The following is a 19201-nucleotide window of genomic DNA, read 5'->3' on the forward strand; positions in this document are numbered from 1 at the left end:
CCGATGGGTGTCTTCGAAGTGACGATCACACTGCCACTGGGGTCGTACACCGGTCACCGCGCTGACGGATCGCAAGATCCCTTTCCCGACCCAGCGCGCGTATTCTCTGCGCTTGTGCAGGCGGCTTATACGGGTACAAGTGCGACCGACGACGGAGGTGTGAGTCGGCCGTCACCTGCGAGTGCAGCGGCTCTTGAATGGCTTGAAACCCATCCACCGGATGCGCTGCATCTGCCACAGGTTCTACCGCTCAGCAGTGCGCCGCCGACGGCCTACCGGAGAGAGGGGCTCATCCGCAAGGAAGTCGGACGCGTAGTCGATAAAACCTCTGGAAAAGCAACCGATGACGGCGTTGCCGTGAGCGGAGCCTTCGGCTTGGCCTGGAACACAGTTCCGCCGAGCGAGATCGCTGAGGCAATCGACGCGTTGTGCCAGGATGTGTCGCATATCGGCGAGTCGCTCTCGCTCGCGGTGTTGGAGGCACACCTCACTAAGGAAGAAGGGGCAGCTCTTGCTCCCTCGTGGCTCCGTGACAAAACGGCCGGGAGATTCACGCCAGGGGGAATGCGGGTCCGGGTGGCCGTCGCCGGTCGACATTCGGAGCTTCAGAAATTTCACGAAAGCCAAATGGCGCGAAAGAAGATCCCTCTCAGACGAGACAACCACAAGATGTCGGAGGACTCGGTGATCTTCAAGCCGCCGACAGAATGCCTTCGAGAAATTCGATTCACCCGTCCACATCGGCCTCAATCTGACCTTCCGTGGGGCAACGCCCTTGTGATTGCGGTTGACTCGATTGCCGCCCATGCGGACGGCGAGCGTGGGGACCGCCGATCTGACGTCATTCCGGAACATGAGCGCGTCGACTGGTGTGTGTCACTCCATCGGGGTCTTGCAAAGCGCATCGCGGGTCCGGCACCGGCTCTCATCACCGGTCGCTACCCTGAGGGTTTCCCGAAACCGGCCAATCGACTCGCGATCCAATACCTCGATCCGACACTGATGGCCGCCACCGCGTCGCCAGGGGCAGCCGGCGCGGCTGGCGCCTTTGTGCTGCTCATTCCCAGTGATGCAGCGTCAGACGATCTCCTGCTGCTGCACAAAGCATTGTACGGCCTTCGTGAAGTCCGCAGCAGACACGGTGTCGCCCGTGTTCGCCCACAGGACTTGGAGGTCTCCTGTGAGCGCTTTTGGAAACCCCCCGCAGCCGGTATGGCGCGGATACACCAAACAGTTCCTGCAATGGTGGCCGACGTTCGGAAGCAAGGCTCGTCATGGACGCTCGCCGACTGCGTTCTAGTCGCCATCGGTTACACCTGGCGGGATCGGTTGGACTTCACGCCTAAGTCGCATCCTTCGCGGCAGAGGCACCGGGCCTTGCTTACCTATGTGAGCGAACACCTGGACCCGCGCGTGCTCTCAACCCATCGTCTTCCAGTCGATGGTCGGCGGTATGTGCACCGACTGCCGAAAGAGGTCCCTGCTGAGCCATTCACAGCACTAGTCGATATGCGCTCAGTACTTCCGCCCCAGGCTTTGGCCGCCATTGGTCAGAGTCGACACCTAGGCGGGGGACTGCTTGCTCCAGTCGATATGCCTGAGTCCCTACTGGCAGGTTTTGCTGCATTCACCAAGGAGTCACATTGACGAGTACGTTGACGAGAACCGACTTCCCAGAGTTCTTCAGGGAGGTGACAGGACATTTCCCCTTCGCCTGGCAGCTGCGCCTCCTCGATTTCATCCTCGATCATGGGCGATGGCCGGATGAGATCGCTGCGCCGACAGGGACTGGGAAGAGTGCAGTCATCGAGATCCATGCCTTTGCTAATGCCGTGTCGACGAATATTGGCGTGCGCGTGCCGCGGCGGCTGAGTATCATCGTGCCGCGTCGAGCAATCGTTGACTCACACTTTTTGCGGGCTCGCCATTTGCATGATCATCTACAGGAAGCCGACGGTGACACGGTCTCCGGAGCGGTCTGCCGCGCTCTGCTCGCCCTCGGCAGACCTCTTTACGGAGAGGACGGCGGCTCGCAGAGCCCCATACAAACCGTATTGCTGCGCGGCGCTGTTCCAGCAGACCGCGCGTGGGTTGACGATGTCCTCAGCTGTTCCATCATCTGTGCAACGCCTGCGATGTTCGCAAGCCGGCTCCTCTGGCGCGGATACGGGTCTACGCGGTACGCTCGCCCACGCGAAGCGGGCATGCTGGCCTACGACACGGTCGCAGTGCTCGACGAAGCGCATCTGATGAGGCAGCTGGAGATCACGGTACGGCGCGTTCCACAGCTTGAGGCAATGGCTTTGGAAGTGCCTGATCTCCCGGCGCTGCAGGTCGTCGGTTCAACAGCGACACCTGGGGCAAACCGCGCCGGAGGAGGAGAAACGTACTGCTCGGTTGGAGTTGTGGACGGTGACTTCTCCGACGAGGTGCTGGCAACTCGCCTCAACGCGCCGAAGCACATTCGGATAGTTGAGACGCAGTCTTGGCCAGGACGGCGGACTCCCTCCGTCGCATATGTGAAAGAAGTGTGCGCAGAGGTCCTGGATCTTGTTGACAAATTCCGTGGTGACGAAGCGGCTTCTGAAGACAAGCGGACGGTTGGCTGCGTCGTCAACAACGTCGATACCGCTTATGCCGTAGCGAGAGCGTTGGCGAAGGACGCCAGCAAGCCTGTCGTTGTTTGCCGGACTGGCCAGTCTCGACAATACGATTTGGACCGCTCCTTCGGCCTGCAAAACGGAGACGAACTCGACGAGCCCCTCAACGCCGAGCAGCAGCGAAGTTCAGTGACCTCAGACGAAGAACGGTTCGGTGGACTCTATACGATCGCGGGAAACCCACACGTCGATGTATTGGTTTCGACACAGGCAATCGAAGTCGGGATCGACATCGACCTGGCCGCGATGGTGACCGAACTCGCTCCAGGCGCAGCGCTGGCTCAAAGATTCGGCCGGGTCAATAGAGTGGGAAGGTCACGTGGGGCGGATGTGCGGGTGCTGGCTCCCGCAGACACAAGCGGTGATTATGCGAAGGCACCATACGAAACAGATGATCTGAACTCCGCATTGGATTGGCTTCACATGCTGGCTGCTTCACCGGCGGGTGCATCAGCGTGGAATGTGGCACTCAACCCACCAAGCGAGCACACTCCGCGCCGCAATGTCTATCAACGGCTGGAGATCTACGATGCGATTCACCTTTCTCATTCCTCTGAACCACAGTTCGATGATGAGGACATCAGCCTCTACTTCCGGGAAGATCTCGACAGTGACGATGAGCAAGCTGGAGTAGTCGTGCGTGACCGGCTCCCAGCCGACGATTCCGATGCGCTCGCACTGCTTTCTGCTGCCCCACCACAGACAGTTGAGGTATTCCCTTCCCGGAAGTGGGTAGCCGAGCAGCTAACTAGGCGAGTTCTGGAACACCAGCCGGTTGCCGTGAACGACGGAAAGAGTCGTGCGTTCGTCTACCGCAATGGTGAAGTTGTGCAAGTAACGGACCCATCGGATGCTGCATTCAAACCGGGAGACATTGTCATATTTGATGCAGCTGCACCCATTCTCGACGATGACGGCAGGCTCTCAGCCCAGCCTACAAGCTGCGCACGTGCAGTTCCCTGGGAACACTTGGACGGAGTCGTCGGTCTCATCGCTGGAGAGGCCGTCCAGACTTTCGGACCTGATTGGACGCCTGGCGAAGTAGGTAGGCTCGTCAACGAAGAGATTATGGCGACCGGTGATGAGGATACAGTACAGGCGGTCTTCGAAGAGCCAGAAGACGGTGAAGCGCCGCCGTGGATTCTCATAATCGAGAACACAGTGGTGAAGAACGATGAAGACGACCGGCAAGAGGCTTCAATGGCATCAGCTGCAGTTTCGCTTCATCAGCATGCGCAAGCGGTTGGATCACGAGCACGAGCAGTTGCCGACAGTTTGGGATTAAGGCGCAGCCTTATCGATGCACTTGGGTCCGCTGGCATCCTTCATGACGACGGCAAGAGCGCTTCTGCATTTCAAATGATGTTGGGGCGACAATCCGGAGAACCGGTCCTGGCGAAAAGTGCAGCACGCAGTCGCGTGGAGCGCATAAGAGCGCGAGAGCGTTCTGGTCTGCCCACCAATTGGCGGCACGAGCAGCTGTCTGCCGTGATGGCGTCGGCACAATTGCGCAAGAGTCCTGATCACAGCGACAACCATGACCTCGTGATGCAACTGGTTGGTACAAGCCATGGGCGAGGTCGACCGTACTTCCCACACAGCTTCGAAACCCTGTCGAAAGGTCACTCGGCTAGGGCTGGCCAAGACTCAGATGTTGCTTTGCTCAACGACTGGGCGGCGCTGTCGGCTGCCGGGCTCGAACTCTTCAACAGGGGGGAATGGGACGCTGCCATCGAACGGAATCGCCGGCGTCACGGTACATGGGGAACTGCGATCCTCGAAGCTCTGCTACGAGCTGCCGACAGCCAAGTCTCAAAGGAAGGCTCATGACAGAAATCGCGATTGCAGGACCAATCGAGTCTGCCCTGACACACTTTGCAGGCCTGGGACTTGCATCTGTGCTCGATGGAGCAGGTGCTGAAGACATAATGCTGTTCTGGACGGACGAGATTGTGCCGCAGCTCCATCTGCGTACGGCACAACTGAGTGAGCAGGAAATCGCAAAGGTGGTTCATGAGCACGCAGAGTCGCTCAACAGCCCAGACTCGTGGATTCACGCAACCATCGACCACGAGAAGCGAAAAGATTCTGGACTGTTCAGCCCGCGAATCAAAGCACCGGGGAGTCGGGAATCCTGGACAGCATTGACTCAAACACGTCAGCAGCATATCGACCAGCTGATCGCTAATGGCGACCTGCTCTCATTGGAGATGATTGGAGGACTCGGCGAACCTGCATCCTGGCGTTTCGAAAAAAGCGAAGCTCGCCCTGACCACGGCGCAAGTCGATGGGAGATGAAGACGCGCAACCGGGGAGAAGAATTTGTCGGGAACCGGTTTGCCCCATTATGCGATGTAGTTGCTGCACGAACATCAGAAGCCGTACTCGACGGCATCGTAGGTCGAAAATGCGTTGACGAACTTGATTCTAAGGCGACGTCGCGGACTTCTACCGGATTTCAACGACCGGGCCCAACGGACAGCGTCCTCGCATGGCTCGCCCTTTGGGGGCTGACCTCTTTCCCTGTCAGACCGCGTCTGTCATCGATATCTCAGACTGCAGGAGCGTTTCCACAAGACGTTCTGCATACATCCCTGATGGTTCTACCGATCGTTACACGGCCCACTTCTCTCGCACGATGGCGCGGACTCATTGCTCACGCCGTAATCAGAAGGATCGGGGAGGACTTAGTTGACGGAAACCAGACAATTGACATAACGGTTGCGAGTCCTCTTCGCGAGTTGGGGGCTGTAGCACTTGGAACCGCACGGGTTCTGCTTCAGGGCAGTGCCTCGGCTCCGGAACGGGTGGTCCTAGATCTCGAAGTCGTCCCACTAGCTGAGAAGGACTATGGAAGTGACAGTCGGTGAGAACCCACTAAGCAACCGGTCGCCAGATCCAATCCCCTTGAGTTTGGTGGTGCACACGGTCTTCTGCGAAAGACGTGCGTGGCTCGAGTCGGTTGGGGAACGGACTGGTACATGGCAGGTGCAGTCAGGTAAGAGCGATCATCAGCGAACGGACAATCCCAGGGCCTCAACCGCAGGTCAGCATCGCGCCCTTGACATTCATCATCGCTCGCTCGGACTGATCGGCCGATGCGACGTAGTGGAAGGTGTCTCAGACAGCCCGCTGACACTCGTTGAGTACAAGGCGAGCCCGGTGAGGCGCAGAAGCGAGGTCACATACGCCAACCGCATTCAACTCGCCCTCCAGCAACTCTGTCTTGAAGACATGGGCTTCAGCGTGGGGCGCACAGAGATATATTTTACGACTACCCGACGGCGCGTAGACGTTGCCTTGTCTGACTCAGACTTTTCGGAGGCAATTGCCTATGTTGCGCGAACAAGAGAGATTATCAGTGGCGCAGTTGCTCCATCCCCGTTGGAAGATGACTCGCGGTGTACGAACTGCTCACATGTGGCGGTCTGCTTGCCCGACGAACGTGCGGAGGCTCCGGTCACACGGCGAATACTGGTTGCAGATCCGGACGCCCAGGTAGTCCATCTGGCGACTCCCGGAAGCCGCGCTGGAGTCCGTCGTGGGCGGCTGGTCGTTTCGAAAGCAGGTGAGTCGCTTGGAGATGTTCCCCTCGAACGAGTGATGGGCCTCGTCGTTCACGGCAATGTTGACGTGTCCAGTGCGCTGATCCGCGAAATGGCGTGGCGGGACCAGACAGTTGTGTGGTGCTCAGGTACAGGACGTTTGTACAGCTGGTCTAGGCCGGCACGTTCGGCAAACGGACTGAACCGAGTATCGCAACACGTGGCTAGCGCTCAAGGGATGCCAGCGCTGGCAGCCGAGTTCGTCAGTGCAAAGATTGCGAATCAAGCGACCCTGCTTCGCCGATCTGGTGGTCTGAACAAAGCGGTAGAACAATTGAGATCGCTGCAACGCGCTGCCCGCAGGTCCAGACACCTCGGCGAGATCTTCGGATTGGAAGGCGAAGCCGCATCGACGTATTTCGGTGAGTTTCCATCGCTTATCAAATCGTCAGACAGTGATTTCTTCCTGAGCACCTGGACAGGGAGGCACGGGCGAGGAGCAAGTGATCCGTTGAATTCGACACTGAACTACTCCTACTCGCTGCTTACCGCAGAGATGAAACGCGCCATAGCGGCGTGCGGTCTCGATCCCCACGCAGGATTTCTTCACAGCTCCAATCGGAACAAACCAGCTCTTGCCCTTGACCTTGTGGAGGAGTTTCGTGCTCCGGTTGCGGATTCTGCGGTTCTCCGCCTTATCAACAATGGCGAGCTACGCGCGGAGCACTTCGACCAGCGCCTGGGCGGAGCCAGGCTGACTCAGGATGGGCGGCGCCGGGTCATTTCTGGAATCGAGACCCGAATGCAGACCCAGATCACGCACCCGGTGTTCGGGTACGGGGCGACTTGGCGCCGGACGATGGAGATCCAGGCCCGGATGGTGCTCGGTGTACTTGACGGCTCTCAGCAGCGGTACGTCGAAATTCGAGTCAGGTAGGGGCAACATGGGTAGAGACCAAGCGCGCAGGACGCTAGTGGCATATGATGTGCCCGACGATCGGCGGCGAACTCGACTGGCGAAGGTGTTGGAGAACTTCGGCGACCGGATTCAATTCAGTGTGTTTGTTGTCGATGTGTCACCGGCGAAGTTGCTTCGAATGCGTGCGAAAGTTTCCGAGGTCATAGATCCGGACAGCGATTCGGTTCTGTTCTGTGATTTGGGTCTATTGTCCACTCTCGATGAGAAGCGCTTTTCCTACCTTGGCCAATCTCGTGGCATCACCGCGGAAGGTGCCATTATCCTCTGAGCAGCGGCTTTCGAGCGACAGAAGTGCCGCGAGCGCTCCGGTGGTTCAAAAATCGTCGGGGAGCTCTCGCGGGCTATTCGTGCAGGTGGGCGAGCTATAGGCGCGTTTTTATTATTGGGAACTCGGCCTTTTGGACTAGATTGGCAGTACCTCTCGCGTGAGGATGAGTCGTGCGAGGTGAGATATGCTGAATTCTCGGTGCACCCGCGGCTTCTTCGGGAGCCGCGCTTCGTTGAGGGTCACTCATCGTCTTGTCCTTCCATGATCTCCTCCAGCTCCCGCGGCTTCTTCGGGAGCCGCGCTTCGTTGAGGGCGTCGAAGCCGGACAGTCCGTCGAGCGACTGGTCGGCCCGCGGCTTCTTCGGGAGCCGCGCTTCGTTGAGGGCGGGACGGGTTGGGCCAGGATGAGCAGTGCCAGATGACCCGCGGCTTCTTCGGGAGCCGCGCTTCGTTGAGGGTCACCGCCCTCAGCAAGGCGAGCGCTCTCGGGCAGCCCGCGGCTTCTTCGGGAGCCGCGCTTCGTTGAGGGTTCGCACCCATCACCTGAAAGGACACGATCATGCGACCCGCGGCTTCTTCGGGAGCCGCGCTTCGTTGAGGGGTCGGCAATCGAGACCGGGACCGGTGGCAGCGATGCGCCCCCCGCGGCTTCTTCGGGAGCCGCGCTTCGTTGAGGGGGCTCGGCATAGACGGGGATGCACCGCCTCTCGACCCCGCGGCTTCTTCGGGAGCCGCGCTTCGTTGAGGGCGCAGCGACGGCTGGTCATGCGGCCACCACCTGCCAGAACCCGCGGCTTCTTCGGGAGCCGCGCTTCGTTGAGGGTTCGAGACCTTGTACTCGATCTCAGTCTCGGAGAGGCCCCGCGGCTTCTTCGGGAGCCGCGCTTCGTTGAGGGGGCAAGGCCAACACTTTCTCGATGCCTGGCGGGTCGGCCCGCGGCTTCTTCGGGAGCCGCGCTTCGTTGAGGGTCGAGGACGACCTGGTAGACCGTCTTCCGGGACACCCCGCGGCTTCTTCGGGAGCCGCGCTTCGTTGAGGGAGCCTGTTCTACGACTGGTTGCTCGGCGCGACACCTCCTGCGGCTTCTTCGGGAGCCGCGCTTCGTTGAGGGATCCACATACAGCTCGCCAACGGCACCACCAAAGAGCCCGCGGCTTCTTCGGGAGCCGCGCTTCGTTGAGGGCGGCGCAGCGCTACCGACGACCCGGCCTCCTCTGGCACCCGCGGCTTCTTCGGGAGCCGCGCTTCGTTGAGGGGGTTCAGCTTCACCTTATTCTTGCTCATCCGTCCACCCCCGCGGCTTCTTCGGGAGCCGCGCTTCGTTGAGGGGGTCAAAGCCGGTGTCGGGAGTTCGGGACTGCTGAAGGTTTGGTTGACTCTGGGGTTTATGCCGCCAGGGCGACGGCCTTGTGGTGAACCAGCTCGTATTCGATCGGGGTCAGTTTACCTAAGCGCCGTTGCCGACGCTTCTGGTGATAGGTCCGCTCGATCCAGTGGACGATTGCTGTGCGCAACCTCGCTCGCGTGTCCCAACGGCGGCGATCGAGGACGTTTTTCTGCAATACAGCGAAGAACGATTCCATCGCAGCGTTATCGCCAGCAGCGCCAACCCGACCCATCGATCCGACGAGCCCATGGTTTCGTAGAGCATGCTGGAATCTGCGGGAGCGAAATTGCGACCCGCGGTCGCTGTGTACGAGGCAACCGGCCACAACGCTGGGCCCGCCGCGACGGGCCACAGCATCGTCAATTGCTTCTACAGCCAGCCGCGATTTCATGCGCGAATCGATGGCATAGCCAACGATTCTATTGCTGAACACGTCCTTGACCGCGCACATATACAGCTTGCCCTCACCGGTGTGATGCTCGGTGATATCGGTCAGCCACAACTCGTTGACTGCCTGAGCTGTGAAGTCACGTTCGACGAGGTCATCACACACCGGCGGGCCGGGCTTCTGACCACGTTTCCGGGCCCGTTTGACCGTGTGAGAGAACAATCCCTGCCGCGAACACAATCGCCACACACGACGCTCAGAAGTGCAGTAGCCGGCAGCAGCGAGTTCATTAGCGATGAAGCGATATCCGATACTGGCGGGTCATCTGCATGGATGTCGTAGGCGGCATTGAGCAGGTGCGCCTCCTCCCAGTCCCGGGCTGAGACCGGATTCGCACACCATTTGTAGAACCCCTGCGTGGTAAAGCCGAGCACCCGCGCACGTCACTGCCACCGGCACGCCGGTGGCAGCAAGATCACGGACCAGCGGGTACGTCATTTTGGGTGATGACCGCCGAGCTTCAAGTTCGCCTGCGAGAGATACGCTGCTGCTTCACGCAGGATCTTGTTCTCTCGTTCTAGCTCGCGGATGCGTTTGAGTGCTGCCGCCTGGGCGCGTGACTCCTCGGGATCACGGGAGGGCTCGAGGCCGTGCTCGCGCAGGCGGGAGTCACGGACCCAGGCCTGAAGGGCTGATTTCGAGATCCCGAGGTCAGCACAGACCTGCTTCTGGGTCATTCCGTCGCCTACGAGATCGAGCGCTGATTGCTTGAACTCATCGGTGTAGATCTTCGGCATGACCTCTCACCTTCCTGGAATCTATCCAGTCGTGAAGTCAACCAAACCTTCAGCAGTCCCGACTAGATGTTGTGTCCGAATACGGGCCAGAACCGAATCAGGAATCGCTACGGGTCCGATTGTTGTTCCTGGTGGCCGGAATCTACAACAAGTGGAGCCTCAAAAGCTTCATAGGCGCACCGTCTGGGTGACCGTGCCTTCGTCATGTGAGCAGTGTAGGAGGCTCCCTTCAGAATTCGACCAAGCGCCGTTTTCCGTCGGTGTTGTGGCCCAACGCTTGATAAGCTCGGTCGAGTTATCGAAGCGCCACGTCTGCTGTGGCCTTCCACCACGTGCACGATCAGCTTCATTAGACGAGTCGCGACAGCGTGGAAATCTCCAGCGGACTCTTCGTTGAGGATGTGGACATAGACCGGTATCTACATCAGCAGGCGCTTACGCGGCTAAGAGCCGCACTTCGATGGACGATTGAGCCAACCGGCATCCGGGGATGGGCCGGCGGAACACTCCGCCGGCCCACGCTGCGTTCCCTATGCCTTGCGTTCGTCGTTTGTGTTTGAGCCTGCGTACAGCCCAGCGCATCAAGCTTCATCAGCAGATCGCTTGAACGCAAGTCGATCACGCTACTGAGCTGTGGCGACGGAACGAAGATGCTATACGCACCCCTTGCTCTGCTGACATCTCGGCTGGTGGAGTGCCAATGCCCTACCCCACCAGCTCCTCAGCCTTCGCCCGTAGCTCGACCTTGCGGATCTTGCCGGAGACCGTCATGGGGAACTCGTCGGTGATCTGCAGGTAGCGGGGAATCTTGTAATGCGCCAGCTGGCCGGAGCAGAACTCGCGCAGCCCCTCGATCGTCAGCTCCTCAGCCCCCTCACGCAGGATCACCCAGGCCATGAGCTCCTCGCCGTACTTCTCATCGGAGACCCCGACCACCTGCACGTCACGGATCGCCGGATGCTGGTAGAGGAACTCCTCGATCTCACGCGGGTAGATGTTCTCCCCACCGCGGATCACCATGTCCTTGATCCGGCCTGTGATATTGAGGTACCCGTCATCGTCCATGATCGCCAGATCCCCGGTGTGCATCCAGCGCGCGGCGTCGATCGCCTCGGCGGTCTTGTCCGGCTCCTGCCAGTACCCGAGCATGACGCAGTAGCCGCGCGTGCACAGCTCACCCTTCTCACCGCGCGGCACCGTCAGCCCGGTGACGGGATCGACGACCTTGACCTCGGTGTGCGGCATCACTCGGCCGACGGTCTCGGTGCGGCGCTCCAGGCTGTCATCGGTGCGGGTCATCGTCGACACCGGCGCAGTCTCAGTCATGCCGTAGCAGATCGCCACCTCGGACATGTGCATGTCGCTGATAACCCGCTTCATCACCTCAACAGGGCAGGTCGAACCGGCCATGACGCCGGTGCGCAGCGTCGAGAGGTCGAAGTCGGTGAAGTTCGCCAGCTCCAGTTCGGCGATGAACATCGTCGGCACACCGTACAGCGATGTGGCCTTCTCATCGGCGACCGCCTGAAGGGTCGCCTGCGGGTCGAAGCCGGGGGAGGGGATGACCGCGCACGCCCCGTGGGAGTAGATGTCGAGGTTGCCGATGACCATCCCAAAACAGTGGAAGAACGGCACCGGCAGGCACACGATGTCCTCTTCGGTGTAGCTGAGCAGCTCGCCGATGAAGTAGCCGTTGTTCAGGATGTTGTGGTGGCTTAAGGTCACGCCCTTGGGGAAGCCGGTGGTTCCCGAGGTGTACTGGATGTTGATCGGCTCGTCGGCTCCCAGCTCGGCGCCGAGCGTTGCCAGCCGCACATCGGCTTTGACCGCCGGGCGGTCCATGAGCTCTCGGCCGCGCTCGAGCAGGTGGCTGAACGATTCCGACTCGTCGAGGCCACCGGCAGGGGAGGCGACGACCTCCTCGGCGGCGGTGTCGATGAAGACCAGCCGCAGGTTCGCCACCGCATCGGCCACCTCGCGGGCGAGTGCCACGAAGTCCGAGTGCGGGGCGGCCATCTGCGAGATGAGCAGCGTCGTGCCGGACTGCTTGATGACGTATTCGAGCTCATGTGCGCGGTAGGCGGGATTGATGTTGACGAGGATCGCGCCGATCTTCGCCGTCGCGTACTGTACGACCGTCCACTCCGGCAGGTTCTGCGCCCAGATGCCGACCCGGTCGCCCTTGGCGATCCCTCGGTCGATGAGGCTCATCGCCACCGCATCGGAGTCGCGATCGAGTTCGGCGTAGGTCCAGCGCCGGCCGGTCGGGGCGTCGACGAGGGCTTCGCGGTCAGCGAACCGGGCGACGTTCTTCTTGAAGTTCGCACCGATCGTGTCACCGAGCAGCGGCTGGGACGACGTGCCCGAGGCGTAGGAGAGTTCTCGTAGTGCGCTCACGTAGTGACTCCTCATCGAGATCGTAGTGTGACTGCCATCACCGGGTGTGGTGCCCATCATAAATGCAGGCGTCACCGCCGTGCATGCCGGGTCTCGAGCACGGCCGCAGCCAGCTGACAGGGTGCACGGAAGCCCGAGCATAAGAGCTGCCCGAGTGCCCCGCGTCACCTCCGGCTTGTACGCTTGAGCCATGACTGAGAACACGCCATCGACTGAGCAGAACGGCGCCGCTGATGCCGCCCAGCCGGACGCTGCCGAGCCCACCCACGTCATCCAGCAGCGCGGCCTGTGGTTCGAGGAGTTCGAGATCGGTGCGGTGTACAAGCACGCCCCCGGCCGAACGATCACCGAGGCTGACAACACCTGGTTCACCGCCGTGACGATGAACACCCAGGCACTCCACCTCGACGCCGCTTTCGCTGAGACCGAGCCGTTCGGCCAGCGCCTGGTGAACTCGATGTTCACGCTGGCCACCCTCGTCGGACTCTCGGTCTCGCAGCTGACCCAGGGCACGATCGTCGGCAACCTCGGCTTCTCCGAGGTCGCCTTCCCCAAGCCGCTGTTCCACGGCGATACCCTGTATGCGGAGACGAAGATCGTCGACAAGCGCCTGTCGAACTCCCGCCCCGGCCAGGGCATCGTGAGCCTGGAGCACATCGGCCGCAACCAGCACGGCGACATCGTCGCCAAGGCAGTGCGCAAGACGATGGTCTTCACCGCCGACCACGCTGAGAAGGAGGCATGATGACCTTCGCCTTCGCTCCCGCCTGGCTGTTCGTCCCGGCAGATCGCCCCGACCGCTACCGCAAGGCCGCCGACCGTTCCGATATCGTCATCGTCGACCTCGAAGATGCCGTCGCCGAGGCGGACAAGGCTGCCGCCCGGAAGGCCCTGGCTGAGCACTCCGCTGGCGATGATGCCCTCGATCCTGCCCGCACCGTCATCCGCGTCAACGCCCCGGACACCGAGCACTTCGCCGCTGATCTTGAGCTGCTCGGTCGGCTCCCGTTCACCCACGTCATGCTGCCCAAGGCAGAGGACGCGACCGGGCCCGAGGCGCTGGCCGGCTACCAGGTCATTGCGCTCATCGAGACGGCCGCCGGCGGCATCAACGCCGCCGAGGTCGCCGCTGCTGAGAACGTCGCCGCCCTCATGTGGGGTGCCGAGGACCTGACCGCCGACCTGGGCGGCGGATCCTCCCGCAAAGCCGATGGCACCTACCGGGACGTCTGCCGCACGGTGCGCTCACTCACCTTGCTCGCCGCCAAGGCCCACGGCAAGCGCGCCCTCGATTCGATCTGGGCAGCCATCGACGATCTCGACGGCCTCGCTGTCGAGACCGAGGATGCCGTCGAATCCGGCTTCGACGGGAAGGTCTCGATCCATCCCAAGCACATCGCCGTCGTGCGTGAGGCGTTCGCCCCGACGGAGGAGCAGCTGACCTGGGCGCGTGAGGTGCTCGCACTCGCCGAGACCTCCTCAGGTGCTTTCAGCTATGAGGGCAAGATGATCGACGCCCCGCTGCTCAAACACGCCCAGACGATCGTGGACCGCGCCCGATGACCGCACGGACAACCAGCGCCGCACCGATCACGGACTTCGAACCGACCAGCCGCGTCGAGCCGACCACCGTCGCCGAACAGGTCGAGGCCGCACTGGCCGCCGCAGCCGACAACGACGGGATCATCCCGATCGTCGAAGCCGGGCACCCGGTGCTGCGCCAGCCGACCGAGGAGGTCGACGGGCAGATCGACGACGCGACCCTGACTCAGCTGGCCGAGGCGATGCGGACGACGATGAACGCAGCCCCCGGCGTCGGGCTCGCCGCCCCGCAGGTCGGCATCAGCCTGCGGATGTTCGTCATCGAAGATCCGGCGCCGGTGCTCGGTGAGGTCGCCCGCATCCGCGAGCGCACACCCACCCCGTTCGCCGCGATCATCAACTCCCACTACGCACCCGTCGGCGATGAGCAGGTCGCCTTCTACGAAGGGTGCCTGTCGATTCCCGGTTATCAGGCCGTCGTCGCCCGTCCGCGGACGATCACGCTCACCGGCCACCACCTCGGCGGCGGCAGTATCGAACGGGAGGTCACCGGCTGGGAAGCGCGCATCGTCGCCCATGAGACCGACCACCTCGACGGGGTGCTCTACACCGATTTGGCCGAGATGCGCTCGCTGGCGACTTCGGCTCAGGTGGCGCGCTGGTGGAGCCAGCCGACCGCCGCCGAGGCCGCCCGCGCGCTCGGCTTCGAACTGCCCGACTCTCCGATCCTCTGACCTGCCCGAATCCCTGACTCAACCGATTCAGTCCGCCTACGGCCCAAGGAGCCCCACATGCGACTCAACCCGTTCGTAGCCGCGTCCGTCGACCTCGGCCTTGCCGGTCTTGCCGCGTTCCGCCCCTGGTGGGTGCCCGCAAAGCACCAGCAGACCGCCCGCCTCGTCTACGCCGGCGCCACCGGTGTGTTCTCCGCCGCCTCGGGCACGGACTCCTACACCGGTGTCATGCTGACAGATGATGAGAAGACCGAGAACGCCATCAACGCCGGTGTCGGCGTCGGCAGCGCTGTGCTCGCCTATGCCGCATGGCCGCTCATCACCCGGTTCAACCGGTGGACCGATGACAAGCTCAGCAGCTGGGGCGTGAAGAACCCGCCGCTCGTCAGCGCCGCTGTCTCCATTGGAGCGACGACGTTGGCTCACGTGGCGCTCCTCGCGCTTGACAACAAGTTCGAGTGGGCAGCCGATGGGAGCTGGGACGACCTGTCCGAGCAGAAGATCGTGCTGCCGGCCCATGTGCGCGAGGCCGTCCTCGCACTGCTCGATGACAACCACGCCCTCGATGCGCAGACCGCGCAGGTGCTGCGCGACCAGTTCGCCGCAGCTGAGTTCTGGGCTATGCGCGATGACGAGGCCGGCAGTGAAGAGCCCAGCGAATGGCACGTCAGCACCATCACCGTGCAGGTGCCCGACGATGCCGAACGCGTCGTCCCCTCCCGCCAGGCCTACCCGGTGCGCGGGCACATCATCGCCCCGGACGGCACCGACCTGTACCTCAGCATCGAGACCGCCGACGGCCGGATCGCGAGCATCGACCTGACCGAGGACTACGACGTCTACCCGGACCTCGCCGCCGAGACAGAGGGCGAGGCCTTCGGCATGATCGGCAGCGCCGAGAATGCCGAGGACTGGGACGACGATGCCGCTGAAGCTGACTGGGAGGCCCGCGAAGCGCTGTTCGTGCTGCGCAACTGGCCGCGCGCCGGCGAGTTCGAGATCGTCTCCGACGCCGATCGGATGCCGAACCTGAGCTGAGCGCAGTCTGCTGCGCCCAAGATCCGCATGGTAACTGTCGTTGACAACTTGAGTTCCGGTAACTAGAATTACCAAAAAGCAGAGTGTAGATGGAAGTCAAGGACAGTGCTCTCAAGCACGGGGTTCGGCCCGAGGACATTCGTCATGCTCTTGTCAATGTGATAATCGTGCATTTCTTTGATGACTACAGGATGGTGGTCGGGCCCGCTCGGGACGGTTCGCTTCTAGAGGTCGCGGTGAACCGGTCAAGTGAGGTCTTCCATGCGATGCCGGTTCGGCCCAAGTTCCTGCGGCGAAAGTGAGGGATCAGCGATGCGCAGCGATGAAGACCGGCTCGCAGAAATCGAATCTGGAGATGGCCCGGATCCGATTGCCTCAGTGTCGGGAGAACTGGCGCGTGTTGCGGTGGCTGCGATGGACGTGGAGGGTGCGGAGGCGTCGCTTAGAGATGCTGTTGCTTCTGCCCGACGGGCAGGACACACGTGGCAGTCGATCGGCGATGTGCTCGGCATGACTCGGCAAGGTGCGCTTAAACGATTTCGGGTGGCCTGACTGTTGCGCCATGCATCACTGGTTCTCATCGGTTGCACGGTGCTGATGTTCGACTCTTGACAGTTGCCGCTTTGAGCCGAAACCCTTACTCGTCCTGCCGTGGTCGCGGCAACTTAGGTTGCATCATTGGTGTTGCGCTTCCGCGTTCAGATGACAAGCACACTCGTCCTGGTCTGCAACTTTCGAGGCGTGTGTCGACTGCAGCACCCCTGGAATAACTCGCCGGCCGGGGTGGTTCCGACGAATATGCAGACTTTGACCCTGGCCGCAGGGTGCTTCTGGTGTTTGGAGGCCATCTACCGGCAGACCCGCGGCGTCGACTCCGTCATCAGCGGCTATACCGGTGGTCACACCTCTGACCCGGACTACTACTCCGTGTGCTCGGGCACCACCGGCCATGCCGAGGCCCTGCAGGTGACCTTCGATGAGGACGTCATCACCGACGACGTGATCCTCTCGATGTTCTTCACCTCGCATGACCCCACCAGCCTCAACCGGCAGGGCAACGACGTCGGCACCCAGTACCGTTCGGCGATGTTCTACCGCGACGAGGACGAACGGCAGCGCTTTGCCGCCGCCATCGAAGACGCCCAGGAGCTCTACGCGGAACCGATCGTCACCACTCTCGAACCGCTGGGCGACTTCCACGTCGCTGAGGACATCCACCAGGACTTCTACCAGCGCAACCGGTTCAACGGATACTGCATGTTCATCGTCGACCCCAAGCTCGCCGCCGCCCGGCGCGCCTACGCAGAATGGATGCAGTGATGAGCCACGCACAGCCTGCCGCCACCCGCTTCGACGACCCGGTGCTGGCCGCGATGGCCGCCCGCCGCTCGATCTCGAAGGTCGGCTCGCAGACCCCGAACGACGACGAGCTCCTCGCCCTCCTCGACGCCGTCACCCCGGTCGCCGATCACAAGGCGCTCAAACCGTGGCGACTGCTGACGATCCGCGGCGACGACCGTCTCCGGCTCGGTGCGGCCCTCGACGCAGCCGCCGGACGCGAACCCGGTGACAAGCCGAACCCCAAACCGCTGCGCGCTGAACTGCTCATCGCCGTCATCGCCTCACCGACCGAGCACCCTAAAGTCCCCGAATGGGAGCAGCACGCCACCGCCGCCGGTGCCGCCCACTTACTCGAACTCGCCCTCTGGCAGGCCGGCTGGGGCGTCATGTGGCGCACCGGGCTTGACGCCAACGCCCCGGCTGTGCGAGCCCTGCACGGGCTGGGGGAGGACGAGCTGCTTATGGGCTGGCTCTACGTCGGCGACATCGACCCTGCCTTCCGCAAGCGCCTGGAGACCTCCCGCCGCCCACCGAAGGACCCCAGCCAGTTCCTCTCCACTCTGCCCGCGCCCGAGGAGGTGACGGCGGAGAGCACCGATGCTGACGATCCAGCAGGGGAGCGCGCCGGCCAGCGCGCCGACGAGAAGGCGGCCACAACTGCGGCGAAGAAGACCGCCAAGAAAGCTGCGAAGAAGGCAAAGAAGAAGGCAAAGAAGAAGGACCGGCGGTAAGTGAGCCACCCCGCATCCGCCGCCTCCCGGCAGCCCCTGCCCGGGGAGATCACCGTCCTCGTCGCCGCGGCCTTCACCGTCGCCATCGGCTACGGCATCATCGCCCCGGTGCTGCCGCAGTTCGCCGAAAGCTTCGACCTCGGCGTCACCGCCGCGACCATCGTCGTGAGCTCATTCGCCTTCTTCCGGTTCGTATTCGCCCCCGCCGGCGGCAGCCTCGTCAACGCACTCGGCGAGCGCCGGGTCTACATCACCGGCCTGCTCATCGTCGCCGCCTCCACCTTCGCCGTGGCACTCGCCCAGAACTACTGGCAGCTGCTGATCTTCCGCGGCCTCGGCGGGCTCGGTTCGACGATGTTCACCGTCTCGGCGATGGCCCTCATCGTCCGCATCGCTCCGGTCCGCCAGCGGGCCCGGGCGACCAGCGCCTACGCCACCGCCTTCCTCGTCGGCAACATCGCCGGCCCCGTCGTCGGCGGGCTCATGGCCGGGTGGGGGATGCGCGTGCCGTTCATCGTCTACGCCGTCGCCCTCGTCATCGCCGCCGCGATCGTGTGGCTGCGCCTCGATGCCACCCGCATCGACGTGCTTGCCACCAGCGCCAACCGCGACGAGGCGACCACCGCCTCGGGTGCGGAGGCGCCGGACACCTCGCGGATGGGCTTCCGCGAAGCCTGGCGCGACTCCGCCTACCGGGCCGCTCTGCTGTCCGGATTCGTCCACGGCTGGGCGTCGATGGGCATCCGCGTGGCCCTCTACCCGCTCTTCGCCCTCCACGTGCTCAGCGCCGGACCCAAGACCGCCGGGCTGGCGCTGACGTTCTTCGCCCTGGGCAACTTCGCCGCCGTGCGCGTCGTCGGCCGCTACTCCGACTTCCACGGCCGCAAGCCCTTCATCGTCACCGGCCTCATCATCATGGGTGCCGCAACGATCGTGCTCGGCCTCAGCCCGTCGGTGTGGGTGTTCTACGCCCTCTCCGTCATCGCCGGCATCGGCGCAGGCCTGCTCAACCCCGCCCAGCAGGCCGCGATCTCCGATATCGTCGGCTCGACCCGCAAGTCCGGCACCGTGTTCTCCCGCTACCAGATGGCGATGGACGCCGGCGCGATCCTCGGCCCGATCCTGGCCGGCATGCTCGTCGACACCAGCGGCTACGCCCTGGCCTTCGCGCTGACGGGGGTTCTCGCGCTGCTCGCCGCACTCGTGTGGGCCTCCGGTCGCGAAACCCTGCCCGCCGGCGAGGGTGCCGGCGACGCGGTCAGGGAATGACGGCTGCACAGCCGCCGGCAACTGCACAGCCGCCGGTGACAGAGCAGCCGCCGGCAACTGTAGGGAAAACCCGACCTTCCCGATGCGTCACCGGGACTGCTGCTGTGACAGACTGTGTGTAGCC

Annotated in this window: 15 protein-coding genes, 1 pseudogene and 1 CRISPR repeat array; of the genes and pseudogenes, 14 read left to right on the plus strand and 2 right to left on the minus strand. The window is 62.7% G+C overall.

The annotated features are described in order from the left end of the window. Nucleotides 1–3 precede the first annotated feature (3 nt). The 5 genes from csb2 to cas2 are packed head-to-tail and all read left to right on the plus strand — an operon-like array spanning nt 4 to nt 7452. Entirely contained in the window at nt 4–1647 is a 1644-nt protein-coding gene (gene csb2, locus B4E96_RS01105) for a type I-G CRISPR-associated protein Csb2 (RefSeq protein WP_286956081.1), read from the plus strand. After that, on the plus strand, nt 1644–4490 hold the full coding sequence (gene cas3g, locus B4E96_RS01110) for a type I-G CRISPR-associated helicase/endonuclease Cas3g (protein WP_286956083.1): 2847 nt from the start codon (nt 1644–1646) through the stop codon (nt 4488–4490). The genes csb2 and cas3g overlap by 4 nt, the downstream gene beginning before the upstream one ends. Next, nucleotides 4487–5530: an aldehyde dehydrogenase gene (locus tag B4E96_RS01115; protein ID WP_286956084.1), complete on the plus strand. Its 1044-nt coding sequence runs from the start codon at nt 4487–4489 to the stop codon at nt 5528–5530. The genes cas3g and B4E96_RS01115 overlap by 4 nt, the downstream gene beginning before the upstream one ends. Next, nucleotides 5511–7142, plus strand: a complete 1632-nt coding sequence (gene cas1, locus B4E96_RS01120; RefSeq protein ID WP_286956087.1) for a CRISPR-associated endonuclease Cas1 — start codon at nt 5511–5513, stop codon at nt 7140–7142. The genes B4E96_RS01115 and cas1 overlap by 20 nt, the downstream gene beginning before the upstream one ends. Before the next feature lie 37 nt (nt 7143–7179). After that, on the plus strand, nt 7180–7452 hold the full coding sequence (gene cas2, locus B4E96_RS01125; protein ID WP_286956089.1) for a CRISPR-associated endonuclease Cas2: 273 nt from the start codon (nt 7180–7182) through the stop codon (nt 7450–7452). Nucleotides 7453–7655: 203 nt separating this feature from the next. Next, a CRISPR array of direct repeats spans nt 7656–8782; the repeat unit is 36 nt; unit sequence CCCGCGGCTTCTTCGGGAGCCGCGCTTCGTTGAGGG. Between the two features lie 56 nt (nt 8783–8838). On the opposite strand, the pseudogene B4E96_RS01130 reads toward cas2, so the two are convergent. Both B4E96_RS01130 and B4E96_RS01135 read right to left on the minus strand, forming a co-directional pair. Continuing rightward, nucleotides 8839–10025 (minus strand): annotated as a pseudogene (locus B4E96_RS01130) (IS3 family transposase). A gap of 705 nt (nt 10026–10730) precedes the next feature. Beyond that, nucleotides 10731–12422, minus strand: a complete 1692-nt coding sequence (locus B4E96_RS01135; protein ID WP_286956091.1) for an AMP-binding protein — start codon at nt 12420–12422, stop codon at nt 10731–10733. Between the two features lie 190 nt (nt 12423–12612). Here B4E96_RS01135 and B4E96_RS01140 point away from each other — a divergent pair, with 190 nt between their 5' ends. From B4E96_RS01140 to B4E96_RS01180, 9 genes are all read left to right on the plus strand, one after another. Continuing rightward, a complete protein-coding gene (locus B4E96_RS01140) occupies nt 12613–13167 on the plus strand; it encodes a MaoC family dehydratase (protein WP_239557126.1) in 555 nt (184 codons plus the stop codon). Next, nucleotides 13167–13985, plus strand: a complete 819-nt coding sequence (locus B4E96_RS01145) for an HpcH/HpaI aldolase/citrate lyase family protein (protein WP_170273528.1) — start codon at nt 13167–13169, stop codon at nt 13983–13985. Before B4E96_RS01140 ends, B4E96_RS01145 begins: the two co-directional genes overlap by 1 nt. Beyond that, complete coding sequence (locus tag B4E96_RS01150) at nt 13982–14698, plus strand: peptide deformylase (protein ID WP_170273193.1); 717 nt, start codon at nt 13982–13984, stop codon at nt 14696–14698. Before B4E96_RS01145 ends, B4E96_RS01150 begins: the two co-directional genes overlap by 4 nt. A gap of 57 nt (nt 14699–14755) precedes the next feature. Continuing rightward, on the plus strand, nt 14756–15736 hold the full coding sequence (locus tag B4E96_RS01155) for a hypothetical protein (protein ID WP_170273194.1): 981 nt from the start codon (nt 14756–14758) through the stop codon (nt 15734–15736). A gap of 89 nt (nt 15737–15825) precedes the next feature. Beyond that, nucleotides 15826–16038: a hypothetical protein gene (locus B4E96_RS01160; RefSeq protein ID WP_286956093.1), complete on the plus strand. Its 213-nt coding sequence runs from the start codon at nt 15826–15828 to the stop codon at nt 16036–16038. 10 nt (nt 16039–16048) lie between these two features. Then, nucleotides 16049–16288: a hypothetical protein gene (locus B4E96_RS01165; protein WP_102161271.1), complete on the plus strand. Its 240-nt coding sequence runs from the start codon at nt 16049–16051 to the stop codon at nt 16286–16288. Nucleotides 16289–16534: 246 nt separating this feature from the next. Beyond that, complete coding sequence (msrA, locus tag B4E96_RS01170) at nt 16535–17056, plus strand: peptide-methionine (S)-S-oxide reductase MsrA (protein ID WP_170273196.1); 522 nt, start codon at nt 16535–16537, stop codon at nt 17054–17056. Continuing rightward, nucleotides 17056–17808 (plus strand): nitroreductase family protein, encoded by a 753-nt coding sequence (locus tag B4E96_RS01175; RefSeq protein ID WP_286956096.1) that lies wholly within the window; start codon nt 17056–17058, stop codon nt 17806–17808. The genes msrA and B4E96_RS01175 overlap by 1 nt, the downstream gene beginning before the upstream one ends. Next, the gene (locus B4E96_RS01180) at nt 17809–19077 is read left to right on the plus strand and encodes an MFS transporter (protein ID WP_286956097.1); all 1269 of its coding nucleotides are present in this window, start codon (nt 17809–17811) and stop codon (nt 19075–19077) included. The last annotated feature ends 124 nt before the right edge of the window (nt 19078–19201 follow it).

The organism is Brevibacterium sp. UBA7493, from assembly GCF_002479565.1.
GTDB lineage: Bacteria > Actinomycetota > Actinomycetes > Actinomycetales > Brevibacteriaceae > Brevibacterium > Brevibacterium luteolum.